The sequence below is a fragment of the Pseudomonas multiresinivorans genome (assembly GCF_012971725.1).
Taxonomy (GTDB): domain Bacteria; phylum Pseudomonadota; class Gammaproteobacteria; order Pseudomonadales; family Pseudomonadaceae; genus Pseudomonas; species Pseudomonas multiresinivorans.
Genome location: NZ_CP048833.1, coordinates 4,326,716 through 4,344,904, shown reverse-complemented (window position 1 = coordinate 4,344,904; position 18,189 = coordinate 4,326,716). Strand labels below are relative to the sequence as shown.

The window sequence follows — 18,189 nt, the reverse complement described above, 5'->3', positions numbered from 1 at the left end:
CTGCAAATCTGCGGTGGGGTTACGCTCATGCTCAAAGTTTGTGTCTCTCGGAAAACCGCTGAAGCGGAAGGCGTCTGCAGCTTCGAATTGACAGCAGCCAACGGTTCGGAGCTGCCCGCTTTCTCAGCAGGTTCGCATGTCGATGTTCATGTCGCTCCAGGTGTCATTCGGCAGTACTCGCTGTGCAATTCGCCGCAAGAGCGGGGTCGGTACGTGATAGCGGTGCTCAACGAACCGGCGTCCCGAGGTGGTTCCAAAGGCATGCACGCTGATGTCGTGGAAGGCTCCAGTCTGACCATCGGTCTTCCCCGCAACCTGTTCGATTTGGATCTGAGTGGCGAGCGCTATGTGTTATTTGCCGGCGGCATCGGCATCACGCCTATCCTGGCTATGGCTCACACACTTCTCGTGGCACGGAAGAACTTCGAACTCCATTACTGTGGTCGTTCGATTGAGCGACTGGCGTTCCTCGATCTTCTTAGTGACATTCCCTTCGCGCCGCATCTTTTTCTTCACGTCGACAACGGCCCGGTTGAACAGCGTCTGGACGCTGCGCAGATCCTTGCAACGCCGCGGCAGGGTGATCAGCTCTACGTTTGCGGGCCGTCGGGCTTCATGTCGCACATTCAATCCACGGCGAAGGCAGCCGGATGGACTGATGAGCAAATCCATCGCGAGGATTTCGCTGCGCCCCCGCAGGTGCTTGAAGGTGATCAGCCCTTCGAAATCGAGCTCTCGCGCTCTGGCCGCGTGATTGAGGTTCCTGCGCAAAAGACCGTTCTGGAAGTGTTGCTGGAGCACGACATTGAGATCGAGAGCTCCTGCGAACAGGGCATCTGTGGAGCTTGTATTACGCGAGTTCTGGCAGGCGAACCAGAGCATCGCGATCAGTACATGAACGCCGCAGAGCATGCGCGGAACGACAGTTTTACACCGTGCTGTTCCCGCTCCCGCAGTCCTCGCTTAGTCCTGGATCTGTGATTCCTAACAAGAACTTCCTGATAGCTGGAGATCGCTATGAGTACATCGCAAGCTCAGTCGCTCGCATATGAGGTTGGTGCTCCTGCAGAGCTGCCAAAATTCCCGCTGAACCAGTGGTATGTCGCAGGATTTGCCTGGGAGCTGAAAGACAAGCCGGTAGGCAGAACCTTGCTCGGCAAGCCGGTCGTGCTGTTCCGTACTGCTGATGGTCAACCCGCAGCTCTCGAAGATCGTTGCTGCCACCGAGCTCTGCCGCTGTCGCACGGCACGCTTGAGGGGCAGGGCATTCGCTGTGGTTACCACGGCCTGCTGTTTAACGGCGCCGGGCAATGCCTGGAAGTGCCAGGACAGGCCAAGGTTCCGACGAAAGCCAAAGTTCCTACCTACCACGTTCGCGAGCGCGATCAGATCCTCTGGATCTGGTTCGGCAGTGCGGATCATAAAGAACCGACCTGCGAACCGCCGGCCTACGATGTCCACACTAGCGGCGAGTATCTTTACGAGGGGGACGTCTATCACTACGACGCTCCCTACCAGCTCATCCACGACAACCTTCTTGATCTGAGCCATCTGGGATACGTGCATCTGCGCACCATTGGCGGGAACGCCAGCATCCACATGAACGCTCAGATGCGCGTTGAGAGCGATGACAAAACGGTGCGGGTCGTTCGCCACATGCCGGACTCGGTACCACCGCCCACCTATACGGCGGCCTATCCCTTTAAGGGCAATGTCGATCGTTGGCAAGAAATTGAGTTCCACGTCACCCACCTCCGTATTTGGACTGGTGCGGTCGATGCCGGCACTGACTCGCTTGATGATCCTGCTCGTGGCGGCTTCCACATGCGGGGCTTCCACGGCGTAACTCCTGAGACTGAAAACACCAGTCACTACTTCTGGACTATCGCAACCAACCCGAAGAGCAATCACGAAGAGATCAAGGCGAAGGTCGTCGAACAGACCGCGATGACCTTCGATGAAGACAAGGTCGTCATCGAAGCTCAGTACCAAAACATGGTCGAGTTCGGGGTTGGGCCGATGATCGATATCCATGTCGACGTCGGCGCCAACCGGGCTCGCAAGATCATTGAGCAACTGCGCCAAGAATCTTGATGGTCAACCAGGAGGCGACCACAACAGCCTCCTCGCAACACATCTCACAGGGCGCCAACGGCGCATAGATGGAGGACATATGTCTGGAAATCGTGGTGTGGTTTATCTCGGCCCTGGCAAGGTCGAAGTGCAGAATATCCCTTATCCGAAAATGCAGGATCCGCAGGGCAAGCAGATCGATCACGGGGTGATCCTGCGCGTGGTCTCCACCAACATCTGCGGCTCTGACCAGCACATGGTGCGTGGCCGTACCACCGCTCCGGAAGGATTGGTGTTGGGCCATGAGATCACCGGCGAGGTGGTGGAGATCGGCCGCGGCGTGGAAACCATGAAGATCGGCGACCTGGTCTCCGTGCCGTTCAACGTCGCCTGTGGCCACTGCCGCACCTGCAAGGAGCAGCACACCGGCGTCTGCCTGACGGTCAACCCGGCTCGCGCCGGCGGTGCTTATGGCTACGTTGACATGGGCGGCTGGGTCGGCGGCCAGGCGGAGTACGTTATGGTTCCCTACGCCGACTTCAACCTGCTGCGCCTGCCCAACCGCGACGCAGCTATGGAGAAGATCCGCGATCTGACCTGTCTCTCCGACATCCTGCCCACCGGTTACCACGGTGCGGTAACTGCCGGCGTTGGCCCAGGTAGCACCGTCTACATCGCCGGAGCAGGCCCTGTTGGTCTCGCCGCCGCAGCCTCCGCCCGCCTGTTGGGCGCCGCGGTGGTAATCGTCGGTGACGTCAACCCGACCCGCCTTGCCCATGCCAAGGCGCAGGGCTTTGAGATCGCCGACCTGTCCAAAGACACCCCGCTGCACGAGCAGATCGCTGATCTACTGGGCGAACCGGAAGTGGATTGCGCGGTCGACGCTGTGGGCTTCGAGGCTCGCGGCCACGGCCACTCGGGCTCGCAGCACGAAGCACCGGCCACGGTGCTGAACTCGCTGATGGGCGTGGTGCGGGTTGCCGGCAAGATCGGCATTCCAGGCCTGTACGTTACCGAGGATCCGGGCGCGGTGGACGCGGCTGCCAAGCAGGGCTCGCTGAGCATCCGCTTCGGACTGGGCTGGGCCAAGTCGCACAGCTTCCACACCGGCCAGACCCCGGTGATGAAGTACAACCGCCAGCTGATGCAGGCGATCATGTGGGATCGCATCAAGATCGCCGACATCGTCGGGGTGGAAGTCATCACCCTCGACGATGCGCCGAAAGGCTACGGCGAATTCGATGCCGGCGTACCGAAGAAATTCGTCATCGACCCGCACAACCTGTTCCGCGCCGCTTGACCTAGCACACCGGCTGCCGCCTCTTTGCCACGGGGTGGCAGCTTGTCAGTGCTTGGCCCATTTGGCCAAGCCCTTGCGTTGCACGCATAACAAAAACAAAAAGGTTTCCGATGAAAATCTCACGCTCCCTCCTTAGCAGGGCGGCTACGGTCGTCTCCGAAAAACCTCAAGCAGTGACTTGGGGGCCATCAAATGAGCCAGTCGATCAACGTTCAGCTTGATCAGAAGGACATGGGCAAATTCCAGTGGGTGGTCATCTCCCTCTGTTTCCTCATTAACATGCTTGATGGCTTCGATGTGCTGGTGATGGCTTTCACCGCGGCATCCGTATCGAGTGAATGGGGGCTTAGCGGCATAGAGCTCGGCTATCTACTCAGCGCTGGTCTGATCGGCATGGCGCTCGGATCACTTTTCATTGCACCTTGGGCAGACAGATTTGGACGCCGTCCGCTGATTTTGCTCTGCATTTCGATCGCAGGTATCGGGATGCTTCTGTCATCGCAATCGACCTCTGTGACGATGCTCGGTGCATTGAGGCTGCTGACAGGATTGGGAATTGGCGGTGTGCTGGCCAGCAGCTACGTTATCGCCGGTGAATACGCCAACAGTAAATGGAGAAGCCTTGCGATCAGTCTGCAGTCGACTGCATATGCGCTGGGAGCAACCGTCGGTGGCGTAATTGCTGCTCAGATAATTCCGCATATGGGATGGCGCTCCGTCTTCCTCTACGGAGGTGTGGCGACGCTGCTCACGCTGCCAGTGATGTTCTTCCTGCTCCCTGAATCCATCGCCTACCTCGTTGTGCGTCAGCCTAAAAATGCCTTGGCTCGCATTAACCAACTTTTGAGCCGAGTTGGCATTGAGCAGATCTCAGACATGCCTAGGGTGGAGCAGGGCAACCAGTCCTCGCTACGCCAGACGTTTGCCGGATTGTTTTCGAAAGAGCTTCTGCGACCAACACTGTTGGTATGGGCTGGCTTCTTCCTGGTGATGTTCGGCTTTTACTTCGTCATGAGCTGGACGCCGAAGCTTCTGGTCACTGCAGGCCTGTCGAACCAGCAAGGGATCACCGGAGGTGTACTTCTCAATGTGGGGGGTATTGTTGGGACTTCCCTGATTGGCCTGCTCGCGGCCCGGTATCGCCTGTCGCGAGTGCTGATGAGTTATCTGATTCTTAATGCTCTCTTCCTCGCCGCGTTCGTTCATTTCACTTCAAACCTCAGCGTAGCCTTTGGTCTTGTGCTCATGATCGGCGTGCTGGTGAATGGATGTGTAGCGGGGTTGTATGCGCTGACCCCAAGCATTTACGGCCCTGAGCAACGCGTCACAGCGTTGGGCTGGGGCATCGGCATGGGCCGCGCGGGGGCAATTCTCTCTCCGTTAGTTGCGGGCCGGTTAATCGATGCCAGCTGGAGTCCTGCGGATCTCTACCTGTTGTTCGCCACCGCCTTTGTCGTCGCGGCAGTCATCGTCTGGCTTATGAAAACTCAAGCAACGCCGCACGTCGCCCTCAAACCTGCAGCTTGATTCGTTCACCCATAAAAACAATAAGGTGACACCTATGAGCAATCAGTTTTTTAGCCTCGGGCTTTTTGGCCTGGGGGCGCTCTTTGTTTTGCTTCCGCAAGGAGCTAGCGCGGGATTCGTAGAGGACAGCAGCCTAACTCTCACCGCCCGCAACTTTTACCTGGATCGGGATTACAAGGGCGAAACGCCCTATTCAGCCGCCAGGGAGTGGGCCCAGGGATTCATCGTCAGAGCAAATTCGGGCTTCACTGAAGGTACGATCGGTATTGGTCTTGACGCCATCGGAATGCTGGGCCTCAAGCTCGACTCATCTCCCGACCGGACTGGCACCCAATTGCTTTCGTACAATCCGGTGACGCGAGAAGCTAGAGACGAGTACTCCGAACTGGGCTTGGCACTGAAGGGAAAGATCTCGAAGACCAAGCTTTCAGTGGGAACTCAGTTCCCCGCGTTGCCCATCATTAATGCGAGCCCCGCACGGCTACTCCCGCAGTCCTTCCGCGGGGCCTACATGATCTCCGATGACATTGACGGCCTTACGGCACACGTCGGCCGCATGGATAGGGTCAACCTGCGCGATTCGACAGACTATCAGCCGATCGGATTGGCAGCTCCCAACGGTCGATTCCGGCCCGGCGCGACATCTGAGCGGTTTGATTTCTACGGAGGTGATTATCGCTGGTCTGACAATCTGACCTTGCGACTTTTCCATGCAGAGCTCCGTGACATCTACACCCAGGATTTCCTTGGGGTGCTTCACACGCTGCCGCTTGGGGACGGAAAGCTGAAGTCAGACATTCGCGTATTCAACAGCCGCGATGATGGTCAGGCCAGAGGCGGGAAGGTCGATAATCTCAATGTCGGCGGAATGTTCAGTTATCTCTGGGGTGGCCACAGCCTGGGCGTCGGTTACATGCGGCAATTTGGGGATACAGCATTTCCCTACATTGCAGGCGGTGAACCGGTGGTACTAAGTGACGGAACCATGAGTGCGGATTTCGTGAACCCGAAAGAGCGTACGTGGGCTGTTCGGTATGACTATGACTTTGCTGCGGCGGGGGTTCCCGGTCTTACAGGTATGATGCGTTACCTGCACGGCGACAGCATTGACCTGCCAGCGCTGGGCGGCAGTGATCTCACTGAGTCGACCAAAGATTTCGAACTGGCATACGTCATCCAATCCGGGCCCGCCAAGGGCTTAGCATTTCGGGTGCGAGAGGCTTTCTACAGAAACCAACAAGGAGCGGCCTCGACCTTCCGAAGCGACAACGAGACGCGGATAAACGTGGATTACACGATCAAGGTCTGGTGAGCGGTAGGCTCTGCCCGCACATGGCGCAGGCAGAGCCTGAACTCATGCGGTATGACCGCCGAGAGTTTCGGCAACCCAGTCGGCAATGAATTGGCCGGCATTGATGCTGTTGTCGAAGCTGGAGTGCTGAACGCCACCTTCGCGATCTGTGAAGATTTTCAGTTCGCGCTTCGGGCTGTTCACCAATTGTTCGAAGGTACGGTGCGCCCACTTGAGCGGAATCTGCGAGTCCTTCTCGCCATGGGTGACCAGGAACGGAACCTTGATGCGGTCGAGGACGCCGTCCAGATGCACGTTCTCCGAAATCCGCATGAAGTCATCAATGTTCTTCGCGCCCCACACCCAGCAAACGTGCGCCCAGTAGTGCGGTACAGGGAAGCTGCCTTCTTTCTCGAGGCGACGCTTCTGGACATCACGCCAATCGTGGTTAGCGCCCCACACTACACCGCAGGCAAATCGAGGCTCAAAAGCGACCGCGCGGGGGCAGTAGTAACCACCCAGCGAAACACCTTCCATGCCGATACGTTTTGCGTCCACCCCGGAACGGGTTTCCAGCCAATCGACCACACGACTTGCCCAGTGCTCGCTGTCGTAACGAGCGGTCAGCCCGTGCAGTCGTAGGGCTTCACCTGTGCCAGGCTGATCGATGATGAGAGAGGATACGCCCCGCTTGGCCAACCAGGCCGGCAGGCCGACGCGGTATTTCATCTCCTTAGTAGAGTCCAGGCCATTTACCTGAACCAGCAGCGGGGCAGCCCCCTCAACGCCTTCGGCGCGGACGTAGAGACCGGAGATCACTTTGCCTTCGTACGGGATTTCGACTCGCTCGCAATTCTCTTTCGACAGCTTTATGCCTCGAGCGAAGGTATCCAGGAAGCGTTGGTACAGGGCCTCACGACCGGGAGCGCCGTGAGCCTGGAGGCGCTCGCAGGTTAGATAATACGTGGCGGCGCGACTGTACTTCTCTCCCGCGGAAAGCAGGCGGCCTGCAGACTCATCCTCTTCAGCGAGCCCACAGAGCTTATCGGCCATTTTGGCCCAGGTTTCACGGAAAGCAGCAGTACCGGCGGCATCGGGCTGTTTGGCTGCTTCTTGCAGGGGGGCGCACATCTCTTCGATTTCGCCCATGCGAGCACCCATCTCGATGGCGAGATCCACCGACAGGTTCCAAACGTAGTTGGTAGGGAAGTAACGGAACATGTTCTTGTTGTCCTTATGCGGTCGGAAAGTGAACCCGGAAACTTCAGGCACGCCGGGCACGATCAGGTCAGGACGTTATTCAGAGCAGTCAGTTTTGGCCAATCGCGTCTAGGGATGCGAGGTATCGTGAAACGCGATGCTCCGTGTGAGAGCCAGCGCTAGAGATGTTGAATAGGTGGGTGCGCCATCTATTGAAGATGGCGCGTTTCCGAGAAGTAGATCGTTGGGTGACTCAGGAGGCTTTCGCTTCCTTCGATTGCTCACTGGCTTGGTCGAGCGAGCGGATGAACTCGCTAACTTTCTCCCTTAACCATCGATGCATAGGGTCACCGTCCATGCTGCGATGCCATTGCATGCTCTCACGCATAACGGGAATTTTCACTGGTGCAGGAAGGATTCGGAGGGGCAGGTATTGGGCGTACAGCTCCGCCAGACGGCGGTGCATGGTTGCGATGCGATGCGTGCCGACCAATAGCTGCGGTAGCGTGTTGAAGTCGTTGGTGATGACCTCAAGACGGCGCTTGAATCCGTACTGGCTCATGAACCAATCCTCAATGCTCAACTGCCTAGAGCGGCCGAACGCGACTGAGATGTGGCCCATATCCATGTACTGCTCCAGCGTCAGAGTGTCTCCGACAGCCGTATTTCCCTTCCATACAACACAGACGTGCTCCTCCTCGAAAAGCAGTTGAGAAGGGTGTCCCTCTATGAGATAGCGCTCAGGAACGAACATGAGGTCGACCTCACCCCGCAGTGTCATTTCCACCGCCTGTTCACCAGGTGGATGCATTTCGAAGGTGATACCTGGCGCTTCTTTGTGAATGCGCTGGATCACCTGAGAAAAAAGAACGCTGATCAGATAGTCAGAGGCGATCAGGCGGAAATGGCGCTTGCTCGACGCAGGATCGAACACGGGCTTTGCAGTGATGGAGGAGCGTATGGTCAACAGCACCTCTCGCACGGGGCCAGCGAGCTCCAGTGCGTAAGGGGTAGGTTGCATTGACCTGCCAACTTGAACGAGCAGGTCATCCTCAAAATACTTTCGGAGCCGGCCCAGCACTCCGCTAGTGGCGGACTGGGTCATGTGAAGACGTTCGGCAGCACGGGTGATGTTCTGTTCTTCCAATAGCACGTCGAGGGCTACCAGAAGGTTCAGATCCAGATGATGAAAACGCATGGCGATGCATCTCGGTTCTTGTAGTTATTTTTGCGATACCTTCGTGCGGCATTCTCGATACGTCAAGGGATTAACCGCCCTAATCGTCGGAAACCCCCGTCTCGGCTTGTTTCAAGCCATGTATCGCGTTTCTGGATAGCTGCCATCCTGACTCGCGATTAGTCACCCCTACCTCTCCAAAGCAATCTCCGCTCCAGTCGAGCGGCATGCCTACCGCAACGACACCACCACCGGCTACGCCGCCGGATCATAATTTCAATGGAGTGGTAGCCATGAACATTCTTGGCCTTGATGCCTTGGTATTTGGCGTCGATGACCTGCAAGCCTGCGCTGATTGCCTTCGTGATTACGGGCTGTCGACTGTCCAGCTGGACGAAAACGGCGGCCATTTTGAAGCCTTAGATGGTTCGGCCATCATCATTCGTCGCCCTGATGATGCGGAACTCCCGCCAGCAATCGGCCCGGCGCCGTCTCTGCGTGAGACCATTTACGGCGTCGCCAGCGCTGCCGACCTCGCCGCCATCGAAGATGAGCTGAGCAGAGATCGCGAAGTGCGTCGTGACTCGAATGGTGCACTTCACACCGTCGACGATCTTGGGTTTGCGATTGCTTTCCAAGTTTCGTGGCGTCGCCACTTCGATGCTCCCGCTGATCTAACCAATGCTCCTGGTACAGCACCGCAGCGCCCCGTAAACCAGCCGGGCATTACTCCGACTATGAAAGCCCTGCCACGCACGCTTTCCCACGTCGTGTATTTCGTTCCCGATGTCGCGAAGGGGGAGGCTTTCTACCGTGATCGCCTGGGCTTCGTAACTACCGACAGCTTTGTCGGCGTCGGCCCGTTCATGCGTGCAAAAGGCATGGACGATCATCACTGCCTGTTCATGATTCAGACCCCGCCGCACATGAAGGGCTGCGAACACTTCACCTTCCATATGGGGAGCGGTACCGAAGTGCTACTTGCCGGCACTCGCTTCCAGGAGAAGGGCTGGACTAGCTTCTGGGGCCCTGGCCGCCACCTCTTCGGTTCCAACTGGTTCTGGTATTTCAACAGCCCCTTGGGCTGCCATATCGAGTATGACGCCGACATGGACAAGCACGACGATGCCTGGGCTGCTCGTCAGGCTCCGATGTCCGCAGACAACTCCCAGTTGTTCCTCTTCACCTCTCGCGAGAAATGGGCCCCGGGTGGCCCGCCGCCCAAGCAGGGCTAAGTCGTGAAGCGCGGTGTATCGCTTTGTCCTCTTGATCGTTTGAAGGAGGGCGAGGCGCTCGGCTTCGATCCATTCGGAAGAGGCCGAGACACCCTGTTTGCACTTATGCATCGAGGTGAGGTGCGGGTCTACCGCAATAGCTGTCCCCACCTCGATGTGCGCCTCGAGTATCGAAAGGATCGATTCCTATCGGCCGATGGGCAGCGAGTCATCTGTTACGCACATGGCGCTCAGTTCCTGCCGGACACCGGTAAGTGTGTTTTCGGGCCCTGCCTTGGGGAGTCGCTGACGGCGCTGGAGTTCAAGTGTGAGGGCGGGGTGCTCGTTCTTTGTCTCGATGAAACCGGCAATGCCATTGAGGTATCGCGCAGCGCGATAGGTCGCATCCGAGGACTCGATTAGTCAAATCCCACTGTGCTCTAGAAACTCAACCTAGGCACGAATAACGGCCGCGTCTAACCAGGATGCGGAGAACAAGAACAACACGTGTGAGTAACGCCATGAATACTGAAAAAGTACTTGTCGTCGGTGGTGGCATCGGTGGTCTGTGTGCCGCCATCGCCTTGCGCCGTAAAGGTATTGAGGTCGATCTGGTCGAGCTCAAGACTGAGTGGACTGTCTACGGCGTAGGCATCATCCAGCAGAGCAACGTCGTTCGCGAAATGGCCAAGCTGGGCCTGCTAGATGCCTACCTTGACGCTGCCTACGCGTTCGAGGACGTTGGCATCTACACCACTGACGGCGTGCCGCTCGTTCGCATCCCCGGTCAGCGCCTTGCCGGCCCCGATTATCCTGCCAACGTCGGTATCTCGCGCCGTGCCCTACATAAGGTGCTCAGTGAGACGGCTATTGAGCTGGGTACCCAAGTACGACTTGGTACCTCCATTGAGAGCTTTGAGCAGGACGCTGACGGCGTTGACGTAGTGTTCAGTGATGGCAGTCAGGCTCGTTACTCGCTCGTGGTTGGGGCTGATGGTCTGTTCTCGAAAGTACGTAGCCTGCTTTTCGGCGACAAGTACCAGCCGCGTTTCACTGGTCAATCGGTTTGGCGCTACAACTTCCCTCGTCCTGCAGAGATCGATCACCTGGCCAACTATCAGGGCCCGTCCGGCAATGCCGGTCTCGTTCCTCTGGCAGATGACCTGATGTACCTCTTCACCACCTCTCACGAGCCAGGCAATCCCTGGATGGATGAAAGCTCGCTTGCTGCCGAGCTTCGCAAGCGTCTTGCTGGCTTTGGTGGCCTGATCGGTCAGTTGCGCGAGCAAATTACGGACAACTCCCAAGTTGTCTACAAACCGCTTGAAGCAGTTTTCGTCGATGAGCCTTGGCATCAGGGGCGCGTGCTCCTGATTGGCGATGCGGCGCATGCCACTACTCCGCACCTGGGGCAGGGCGCTGGTATGGCAATTGAGGATGCGGTTGTCCTGAGTGAAGAGCTGACTGCTGGCGGCACCGTGGCTGAGCAACTGCAGCGCTTCATGGATCGACGCTTCGAGCGCTGCCGGTTCATCAGTCAGAAGTCTCTGTTTGCCGGCGAAAAAGAAATGGAGCAAGACCGCCATTTCGACCGCATTGCTCTGGTCAAGCAAATGCTGGAGCTCACCGCCCGCCCCATCTGAGTAACCCATCAGGCGCGCCGTGCGTGGGCGCGCCTGATTGCAAGCCAACACTGACTTACAAAAACAATAATTGAGGTGACTTAAATGCTGTCTAGCAAGCGTGCACCCGCGCGGCCGTTGCCGCCGCTCAAGCCTCTGGCTTTCGCTATCTCGATCCTGGCTATAACCGCCGGGGTGCCTGACGCCCATGCTTTCGAATTCGACACTGGGAATCCTGATCTTCGCGCCCGCTGGGATAACACTCTGAAGTACAGCGCTGCTTGGCGCACAAAAGATCAGAGCGACAAACTGACTGAGGGGCAAACTGCTCTCAACCAGGACGACGGTGACCGCAACTTCGATAAGGGCCTGATTTCCAATCGTCTGGATCTGCTTTCCGAGCTGGACATCACCTACAACAACGTAGGCGCCCGTCTGAGCGGTGCAGCATGGTACGACGACGTTTATAACAAGGGCACTGACAACAACGACCCTTCACGCGCCAACAGCTACTCCGTGGACTACGACGAGTTCACCGATGACACCCGTACCTTGCATGGTCGAAAAGGTGAGCTGCTGGATGCCTTCATTTTCGGCAAGACCGACATTGGCGACATGCAAGCTTCGGGTCGCGTTGGGCAGTACGCAATGCAATGGGGGGAAAGTCTCTTCTATGGCATGAACGGCATCGCCGGCGGTATGGCCCCGATCGACGTGGTCAAAGGCCTGTCTGTACCGAACACCCAGTTCAAAGAACTCATTCGTCCGGTACAGCAGATCTCTGGGCAGCTGCAGATCACCCCTGACGTCTCGGTCGCCGCCTACTACCAGTTCGAGTGGGAAGCTAACCGCCTGCCGGCCGCCGGTAGCTACTTCTCCACCTCGGACACCTTTGGCGATGGCAACGAACGCATGTTCATCGGTGCACCGCTGTTCCCAGGTGCTCAACCGTTGGCGTTCTATCACGGCAACGACAAAGAGGCGAAGGACTCCGGTCAAGGTGGTCTGCAGGTTCGTTGGCGGACTGAGACCGTGGATTGGGGCGTCTACGCCATCCGCTTCCACGACAAGAACCCGCAGCTGAATGTTCGCCCGGACTTCGCGCACCTTAATCCTATGACTGGTAAGGCGGGTGAGTACTACTGGGTTTACCCGGAGGGGATCGAGGCTCTCGGGGCGAGCTTCTCTACCACTCTGGGTAATTTCAACGTTGCAGGTGAGCTTTCCACTCGTTGGAACCAGCCGTTGGCATCTACCAGCCAGCACGCTTTGGCTCCGGGTGAAGCGATCAACAACGACGATGACCCTGTTTACGCGACTGGTCGCACTCTGCACGCGAACCTGTCGTGGCTGTCGAGCCTTGAGCCGAGCTTCATCGCACCGGAAGCCAATTTCCTGGGTGAGATCGCTTGGAACCGAGTCATGAGCGTTAGCAAGAACCATGATGCTCTCGACCCGAATGCAGATCGCGACGCTACCAGCCTGCGCTTGGTTTACGAGCCCATGTACCGCCAGTTCCTGCCGGGCCTGGATCTGTCCGTACCGATCGGTGCCAGCTACACCAATGGCGCCTCCGAGGCACTGGGTACAGGTTTTGGCGCCGATCACGGCGGCGATATCAACATCGGCCTGAAGGGTAACTACCTGAATACCTGGAACCTGGGCCTGACCTACACGCACTACTACGGCCCGGAGAACACCTTCCTGGACGCAGACAACCACTACACCTTCGAACAGTCGCTCAAAGACCGCGACTTCATCGCCTTCACCGTCAGCCGTACGTTCTGACCGAGGAACCTTCGATGAAACACAACAAGAAGTTTGTTTCCCTGCTCACTGCCTTGAGCGCCTCGCTGTTCTTTGCACACGGAGCGATGGGAGCCGTATCGGCTGATGAAGCCGCCAAGTTGAAATCGACGCTTACCCCGTTTGGCGCCGAACGAGCCGGAAACGCGGACGGCAGCATTCCCGAATGGAAGGGTGGCCTAACCCAGGCAGACCCCTCCTACAAGGATGGTGGGAAGCGTAGTGATCCGTACGCAGCTGATCAGGCAGTTCTGACCATCACAGCTCAGAACATGGCTCAGTACGCTGACAAGCTGTCTGCTGGCACGCAAGCCATGCTGAAAAAGTACCCGGGCAGCTACAAGGTCGTTGTGTATCCGACGCATCGTAGCGCCGCTGCGCCCCAGGCGGTGTACGACGCGACCTTCGCCAACGCGACCAGCGGCAAGCTGGTAGAGGGCCCTGGTGGCGCGATGCCGGAAGGTGCTGCTGGCGGCATTCCGTTCCCGATTCCGCAAAACGGCGCAGAGGCGATCTGGAACCACCTTCTGCGGTGGCGCGGCGCGTCCTGGCACGCGAGCTTCACCCAGTACCTCACCACTGCGGATGGCAAGCATGTGCTTACCAACGACTCCCGCGCAGATCTGCAAATGCCCTGGTACCTCCCGAACTTCAATAGCGACAAGGGTGTGTTCTGGTCGATCCGTATGACCAACGATGGCCCGCCGCTGCGCGCCGGCGAAGGCATTACCGGTCTTGAAAACCTCAATGCTGAGAAGACTGCTGCCTGGACTTATCTGCCGGGGCAGCGTCGGGTGCGTCGTCTGCCCAACGCTTGCTGTGATACGCCGACACCTGCGACCGCTGGCGTAATGAGCTTCGACGAACTCTACGTCTTCAACGGCCGTATTGATCGTTTCGACTGGAAGCTGGTGGGTAAGAAGGAGATGTACATCCCCTACAACTCCAACCGCGTGTTCACTGCTGCTAGTCCGGAAGCTCTGCTCGATTCGCACCACATGAAGGCTGACGCTGTTCGCTGGGAACTACACCGTGTGTGGGTGGTTGAGGCCACGCTGAAAAGTGGTGCGCGACACGTAATGCCGAAAAGCACCTACTACCTCGACGAGGACACCTGGACTGCAGTCCTGGGTGACCGTTACGACGCCCGCGGTCAGCTCGCAAAAGTCCTTTGGACTTCGCCCGTTGTTCTGCCCGACCTGCCGGGTACTGCGTCGCTCACCACTGGCTTCTACGACCTGCTCTCTGGGGCTTGGTTCGTAGGCGACGTCTTTGCTGGCAAGAGCGAGCAATACCGCATCGTTCCGCCGTACAAGGATTCGGTGTTTACCGCCGATGCAATGGCTGGCGAAGGCGTTCGTTGATCGATCTCGGTGGGGCGTGAGCCCCACCTGCTTTACATAAGAACAAAGAAAGGTTGCGTGCGATGAAGAAGATAGTCTCCGGCTTGCTGCTGGCAGCAAGTTGCACCCTGTCGCCTGCCTGGGCGGCGGATACGATGGATGTCCTCTCCCAGCCTGCTGTGCTTGGGGCTCAGTCCCTGCAGGCAGTGCTTTTGGATATCAGTCAAGCCGGTTCACGGCTGGTGGCTGTCGGCGAACGCGGGGTGGTGCTGCTATCTGATGATGGTGGCCAGCAATGGCGCCAGGCTGCGAGCCCAGTTAGTGCCACTCTGACCAGCGTGCAATTCGTCGATGCAAAGGATGGCTGGGCTGTCGGTCATTCCGGTGTCGTTCTTCACAGTAGTGACGGCGGCGAAAGCTGGCATTTGCAGCTTGATGGGAAGCAGGCGGCCGCTCTGGAGTTGAAGGCTGCACAGGCATCTGGGGACTCTGGTCGAATAGCTGCTGCCCAACGACTTACTGCAGACGGCGCCGACAAGCCTCTGTTGGTCGTGAACTTCGTCGATGCGCTACGTGGTGTCGTTCTCGGGGCATATGGCTTGGCGATGATTACCGAGGACGGAGGAAAAACCTGGCGGTCGTGGATGGGTGAAGTACCCAATCCCAGAGGTCTTCATCTCTATGCGATGGCTCGCAGTGGCGACGAGATCATCATTGCTGGGGAGCAGGGACTACTGCTGCATTCGTCCGACGGCGGCCTGAAATTCGACTCAGTCGAGGGGCCTTATGAGGGCAGCTACTTTGCTGCTGCCATCTTGCCGGATCGCCGTGTGTTGGTGGGAGGGCTGCGAGGCAAGCTTTTCTCGTCTGTCGATAGTGGCGCCACATTCCAGCCTGTCGAAAACCCGATCCCGGCTTCTCTCAACGCAATTCGTGTTGTTGGCGATCACCTGTTCCTGGTCAATCAGGCCGGCATGCTCCTGCGAAGCGGGCTTACCGATATTCGCCTCCAGCCAGTCCCCGTATCCGATGGGCTCCCCTTGGCGGCTGCCACCCAAGCTGCCGACGGCGCATTAGTTGCCGTTGGTATGGCCGGCGCCCGTCGACTGGCACCTTCCTCCAATACCAAGACCGCGGACTGAGCCATGCAAGTACAGACCTCCCCGACGCCGTCCACCGGTAGTCTCGACAATTTCGACAGCACTTCAGGCTCCGTGCTTGAGCGTGCTCTGTTCAACCATCGCGCCCTGGTTCTTCTGCTGTGTCTTGCGGCGACCTTGCTCCTTGGCTGGCAAGCGACGCGCCTTACGCTCAATGCCAGTTTCGAGAAGATGATTCCCCGTGAGCATCCATTCATCGTCAATTACCTGGAGCATCGCCAGGAGCTGGCGGGCTTGGGAAATGCGGTGCGAATTGCCGTGGCAAACCCGAGCGGCAGCATTTACGACAAGAATTACCTGCACACCCTGCAGCAGATCAACGATGAGGTTTATCTGCTGCCGGGTGTCGACCGTGCTGCAATGAAGTCCCTGTGGACTCCTTCCACTCGCTGGACAGGAGTAACGGAAGAAGGGTTGGAAGGCGGCCCGGTGATTCCCGATGGCTATGATGGCGGTGCTGCTAGTCTCGAGGCCCTGAAACGAAACGTGGAACGTTCCAACGAGATTGGTCAGTTGGTGGCGTTCGATCAGCGCTCCACAATCGTTTATGTACCGTTGCTGGAGCGAACTCCCGACGGTCAGCCGCTTGATTACACCGTCTTCGCACATGAGCTCGAGAAGGTACGAGCCACCTATCAAGCGCAAGGTGTTGAGATCCACATCACCGGTTTTGCGAAGGTTGTTGGCGATCTGATTGATGGCCTGAAGCAAATCCTGATCTTCTTCGCGGCTGCCATCGCCATCACTGCTGCGGTGCTGTACTGGTACACCCGCTGTGTGCGCAGCACCTTCCTAGTAGTGACTTGCTCACTTGTCGCGGTGATCTGGCAGCTCGGCCTGCTGCCGTTGCTTGGATACGAGCTTGATCCGTACTCCGTCCTGGTTCCGTTCCTGGTGTTTGCGATCGGAATGAGCCATGGCGCCCAGAAGATGAACGGCATCATGCAGGACGTCGGACGTGGCATGCATCGCCTGGTTGCCGCACGTTTCACTTTCCGTCGACTGTTCCTTGCAGGCCTGACCGCTCTGCTGTGCGATGCCGTTGGCTTTGCGGTGCTGATGATCATCAAGATCCAGGTTATTCAGGATCTGGCAGTGATCGCCAGTCTGGGCGTTGCAGTCCTCATCTTCACCAACCTCATCTTGCTCCCGGTACTGCTTTCCTATGTCGGTGTGAGCCAGCGAGCTGCTCGCCGCAGCCTTCGCGCTGAAGAGGCTGAAGCTAGCGGCGAAGAGAAGCATGCAGTTTGGCGTTTCCTTGATCTGTTCACCCGCAAGCGCTGGGCCACTGTATGCGTGATCGTGGCAGCTCTCATGGCTGCTGGTGGGTACGCCGTCAGTCTCAAACTGAAGGTTGGCGATCTGGATGCCGGCGCACCTGAGCTTCGTCCGGACTCTCGCTACAACCGTGACAACGGCTTCATCACTCAGCACTACGGAGCAAGCAGTGACGTGTTTGCCGTAATGGTGAAAACGCCGGCAGGTGAATGCTCAGCCTACAGCACGCTGAAACGTGTAGACGATCTTGACTGGCAGCTCCGTGGTTTGGAGGGTGTTGATTCGACCAACTCTTTGGCGTTGCTGAATCGTCGAGTTCTGGTCGGCCTTTCTGAAGGCAACCCCAAGTGGTACGAGTTGGTAAACAACCAGGCGACTCTGAACATGGTTACAGCCGGAGCGCCGCGTGGTCTCTATAACGATGACTGCAGTCTGTTGACCCTCTACGCCTATCTCAAAGATCACAAGGCCGACACTCTTACTCGGGTCGTCGAAAGTGTTGAGGGATTCGCGACAGCTAATGACACCGAGCACGCTAAATTCCTGCTAGCTGCAGGTAGCGCCGGTATCGAGGCAGCCACCAACATTGTCGTGAAGCAGGCCAACCGCGACATGCTGTGGTGGGTCTATGGGGCGGTAATTCTGCTGTGCCTAGTAACCTTCCGCTCCTGGCGTGCAGTGCTCTGCGCTGTACTTCCGCTCGTGCTCACTTCGATTCTTTGCGAAGCCTTGATGGTCGCTTTAGGGATGGGAGTAAAGGTTGCGACGCTCCCGGTGATCGCTCTAGGGGTGGGTATTGGCGTCGACTATGCCCTCTATGTGATGAGCATCGTTCTGGCCCAACTGCGCCAAGGGGCGAGTCTATCCGAGGCTTATTACCGAGCTCTGCTTTTCACCGGAAAGGTAGTGATGCTCACCGGCGTGACCCTCGCAATTGGGGTTGGTACCTGGATCTTCTCTCCCATTAAGTTCCAGGCGGACATGGGCGTTCTGCTGGCCTTCATGTTCGTCTGGAACATGGTTGGCGCCTTGGTTCTGCTGCCGGCATTGGCTTATTTCCTCCTTCCCAGACGTGCTGTCGAAACAACGGCAGCTACCGCCTCTGTGCCGCACAACCTCGAAGAGGTTCACCACGACCGCAATTGCTGTAAGTCCCACGCAGCTGCTCCCCTGGCGTAATCCAGGGGGCAGAACGTCC

General features: G+C 57.8%; 14 protein-coding genes. 12 read left to right on the top strand and 2 right to left on the bottom strand.

The genetic code is table 11. The features are described from left to right. Nucleotides 1-27 precede the first annotated feature (27 nt). The 5 genes from G4G71_RS19690 to G4G71_RS19670 all read left to right on the top strand — a co-directional run bounded on the left by G4G71_RS19690 (nt 28) and on the right by G4G71_RS19670 (nt 6,212). Nucleotides 28-981, top strand: a complete 954-nt coding sequence (locus tag G4G71_RS19690) for a PDR/VanB family oxidoreductase (protein ID WP_169939642.1) — start codon at nt 28-30, stop codon at nt 979-981. A gap of 36 nt (nt 982-1,017) precedes the next feature. Next, complete coding sequence (locus G4G71_RS19685; RefSeq protein WP_169939641.1) at nt 1,018-2,094, top strand: aromatic ring-hydroxylating oxygenase subunit alpha; 1,077 nt, start codon at nt 1,018-1,020, stop codon at nt 2,092-2,094. 79 nt (nt 2,095-2,173) lie between these two features. Beyond that, nucleotides 2,174-3,373 carry a formaldehyde dehydrogenase, glutathione-independent gene (gene fdhA, locus G4G71_RS19680; protein WP_169939640.1) on the top strand — a complete coding sequence of 400 codons (1,200 nt, stop codon included), beginning with the start codon at nt 2,174-2,176 and terminating at the stop codon, nt 3,371-3,373. Nucleotides 3,374-3,565: 192 nt separating this feature from the next. Beyond that, entirely contained in the window at nt 3,566-4,900 is a 1,335-nt protein-coding gene (locus G4G71_RS19675) for an MFS transporter (protein WP_169939639.1), read from the top strand. Nucleotides 4,901-4,934: 34 nt separating this feature from the next. Then, on the top strand, nt 4,935-6,212 hold the full coding sequence (locus G4G71_RS19670; RefSeq protein WP_169939638.1) for an OprD family porin: 1,278 nt from the start codon (nt 4,935-4,937) through the stop codon (nt 6,210-6,212). 42 nt (nt 6,213-6,254) lie between these two features. On the opposite strand, the gene G4G71_RS19665 is transcribed toward G4G71_RS19670, so the two are convergent. Together G4G71_RS19665 and G4G71_RS19660 are read right to left on the bottom strand one after the other, a co-directional pair. Beyond that, a complete protein-coding gene (locus G4G71_RS19665; RefSeq protein WP_169939637.1) occupies nt 6,255-7,412 on the bottom strand; it encodes an alpha/beta hydrolase family protein in 1,158 nt (385 codons plus the stop codon). A 232-nt stretch (nt 7,413-7,644) separates the two neighbouring features. After that, on the bottom strand, nt 7,645-8,589 hold the full coding sequence (locus G4G71_RS19660; protein ID WP_169939636.1) for a LysR family transcriptional regulator: 945 nt from the start codon (nt 8,587-8,589) through the stop codon (nt 7,645-7,647). Between the two features lie 272 nt (nt 8,590-8,861). On the opposite strand from G4G71_RS19660, the gene G4G71_RS19655 reads away from it, so the two are divergent. The 7 genes from G4G71_RS19655 to G4G71_RS19625 all read left to right on the top strand — a co-directional run bounded on the left by G4G71_RS19655 (nt 8,862) and on the right by G4G71_RS19625 (nt 18,170). After that, nucleotides 8,862-9,803 carry a VOC family protein gene (locus tag G4G71_RS19655; RefSeq protein ID WP_169939635.1) on the top strand — a complete coding sequence of 314 codons (942 nt, stop codon included), beginning with the start codon at nt 8,862-8,864 and terminating at the stop codon, nt 9,801-9,803. A gap of 3 nt (nt 9,804-9,806) precedes the next feature. After that, the gene (locus G4G71_RS19650) at nt 9,807-10,205 is read left to right on the top strand and encodes a Rieske (2Fe-2S) protein (protein ID WP_169939634.1); all 399 of its coding nucleotides are present in this window, start codon (nt 9,807-9,809) and stop codon (nt 10,203-10,205) included. 98 nt (nt 10,206-10,303) lie between these two features. Continuing rightward, nucleotides 10,304-11,425, top strand: coding sequence for an FAD-dependent oxidoreductase (locus G4G71_RS19645; protein ID WP_169939633.1), 1,122 nt, complete (start codon nt 10,304-10,306; stop codon nt 11,423-11,425). A gap of 84 nt (nt 11,426-11,509) precedes the next feature. Continuing rightward, on the top strand, nt 11,510-13,192 hold the full coding sequence (locus G4G71_RS19640) for a DUF1302 domain-containing protein (RefSeq protein ID WP_169939632.1): 1,683 nt from the start codon (nt 11,510-11,512) through the stop codon (nt 13,190-13,192). A gap of 14 nt (nt 13,193-13,206) precedes the next feature. Beyond that, a complete protein-coding gene (locus tag G4G71_RS19635) occupies nt 13,207-14,574 on the top strand; it encodes a DUF1329 domain-containing protein (RefSeq protein ID WP_169939631.1) in 1,368 nt (455 codons plus the stop codon). Nucleotides 14,575-14,636: 62 nt separating this feature from the next. Then, complete coding sequence (locus G4G71_RS19630; RefSeq protein WP_169939630.1) at nt 14,637-15,695, top strand: WD40/YVTN/BNR-like repeat-containing protein; 1,059 nt, start codon at nt 14,637-14,639, stop codon at nt 15,693-15,695. A 3-nt stretch (nt 15,696-15,698) separates the two neighbouring features. After that, a complete protein-coding gene (locus G4G71_RS19625; RefSeq protein WP_169939629.1) occupies nt 15,699-18,170 on the top strand; it encodes an efflux RND transporter permease subunit in 2,472 nt (823 codons plus the stop codon). The last annotated feature ends 19 nt before the right edge of the window (nt 18,171-18,189 follow it).

What these genes read in the sequence shown, in the direction of transcription:
- G4G71_RS19640 (WP_169939632.1), top strand. Translation starts at nt 11,510, where the DNA reads ATGCTGTCTAGCAAGCGTGCACCCGCGCGGCCGTTGCCGCCGCTCAAG.
- G4G71_RS19655 (WP_169939635.1), top strand. Translation starts at nt 8,862, where the DNA reads ATGAACATTCTTGGCCTTGATGCCTTGGTATTTGGCGTCGATGACCTG.
- G4G71_RS19670 (WP_169939638.1), top strand. Translation starts at nt 4,935, where the DNA reads ATGAGCAATCAGTTTTTTAGCCTCGGGCTTTTTGGCCTGGGGGCGCTC.
- G4G71_RS19665 (WP_169939637.1), bottom strand. Translation starts at nt 7,412, where the DNA reads ATGTTCCGTTACTTCCCTACCAACTACGTTTGGAACCTGTCGGTGGAT.
- G4G71_RS19685 (WP_169939641.1), top strand. Translation starts at nt 1,018, where the DNA reads ATGAGTACATCGCAAGCTCAGTCGCTCGCATATGAGGTTGGTGCTCCT.
- G4G71_RS19690 (WP_169939642.1), top strand. Translation starts at nt 28, where the DNA reads ATGCTCAAAGTTTGTGTCTCTCGGAAAACCGCTGAAGCGGAAGGCGTC.
- G4G71_RS19630 (WP_169939630.1), top strand. Translation starts at nt 14,637, where the DNA reads ATGAAGAAGATAGTCTCCGGCTTGCTGCTGGCAGCAAGTTGCACCCTG.
- G4G71_RS19675 (WP_169939639.1), top strand. Translation starts at nt 3,566, where the DNA reads ATGAGCCAGTCGATCAACGTTCAGCTTGATCAGAAGGACATGGGCAAA.
- fdhA (WP_169939640.1), top strand. Translation starts at nt 2,174, where the DNA reads ATGTCTGGAAATCGTGGTGTGGTTTATCTCGGCCCTGGCAAGGTCGAA.
- G4G71_RS19660 (WP_169939636.1), bottom strand. Translation starts at nt 8,589, where the DNA reads ATGCGTTTTCATCATCTGGATCTGAACCTTCTGGTAGCCCTCGACGTG.
- G4G71_RS19635 (WP_169939631.1), top strand. Translation starts at nt 13,207, where the DNA reads ATGAAACACAACAAGAAGTTTGTTTCCCTGCTCACTGCCTTGAGCGCC.
- G4G71_RS19625 (WP_169939629.1), top strand. Translation starts at nt 15,699, where the DNA reads ATGCAAGTACAGACCTCCCCGACGCCGTCCACCGGTAGTCTCGACAAT.
- G4G71_RS19645 (WP_169939633.1), top strand. Translation starts at nt 10,304, where the DNA reads ATGAATACTGAAAAAGTACTTGTCGTCGGTGGTGGCATCGGTGGTCTG.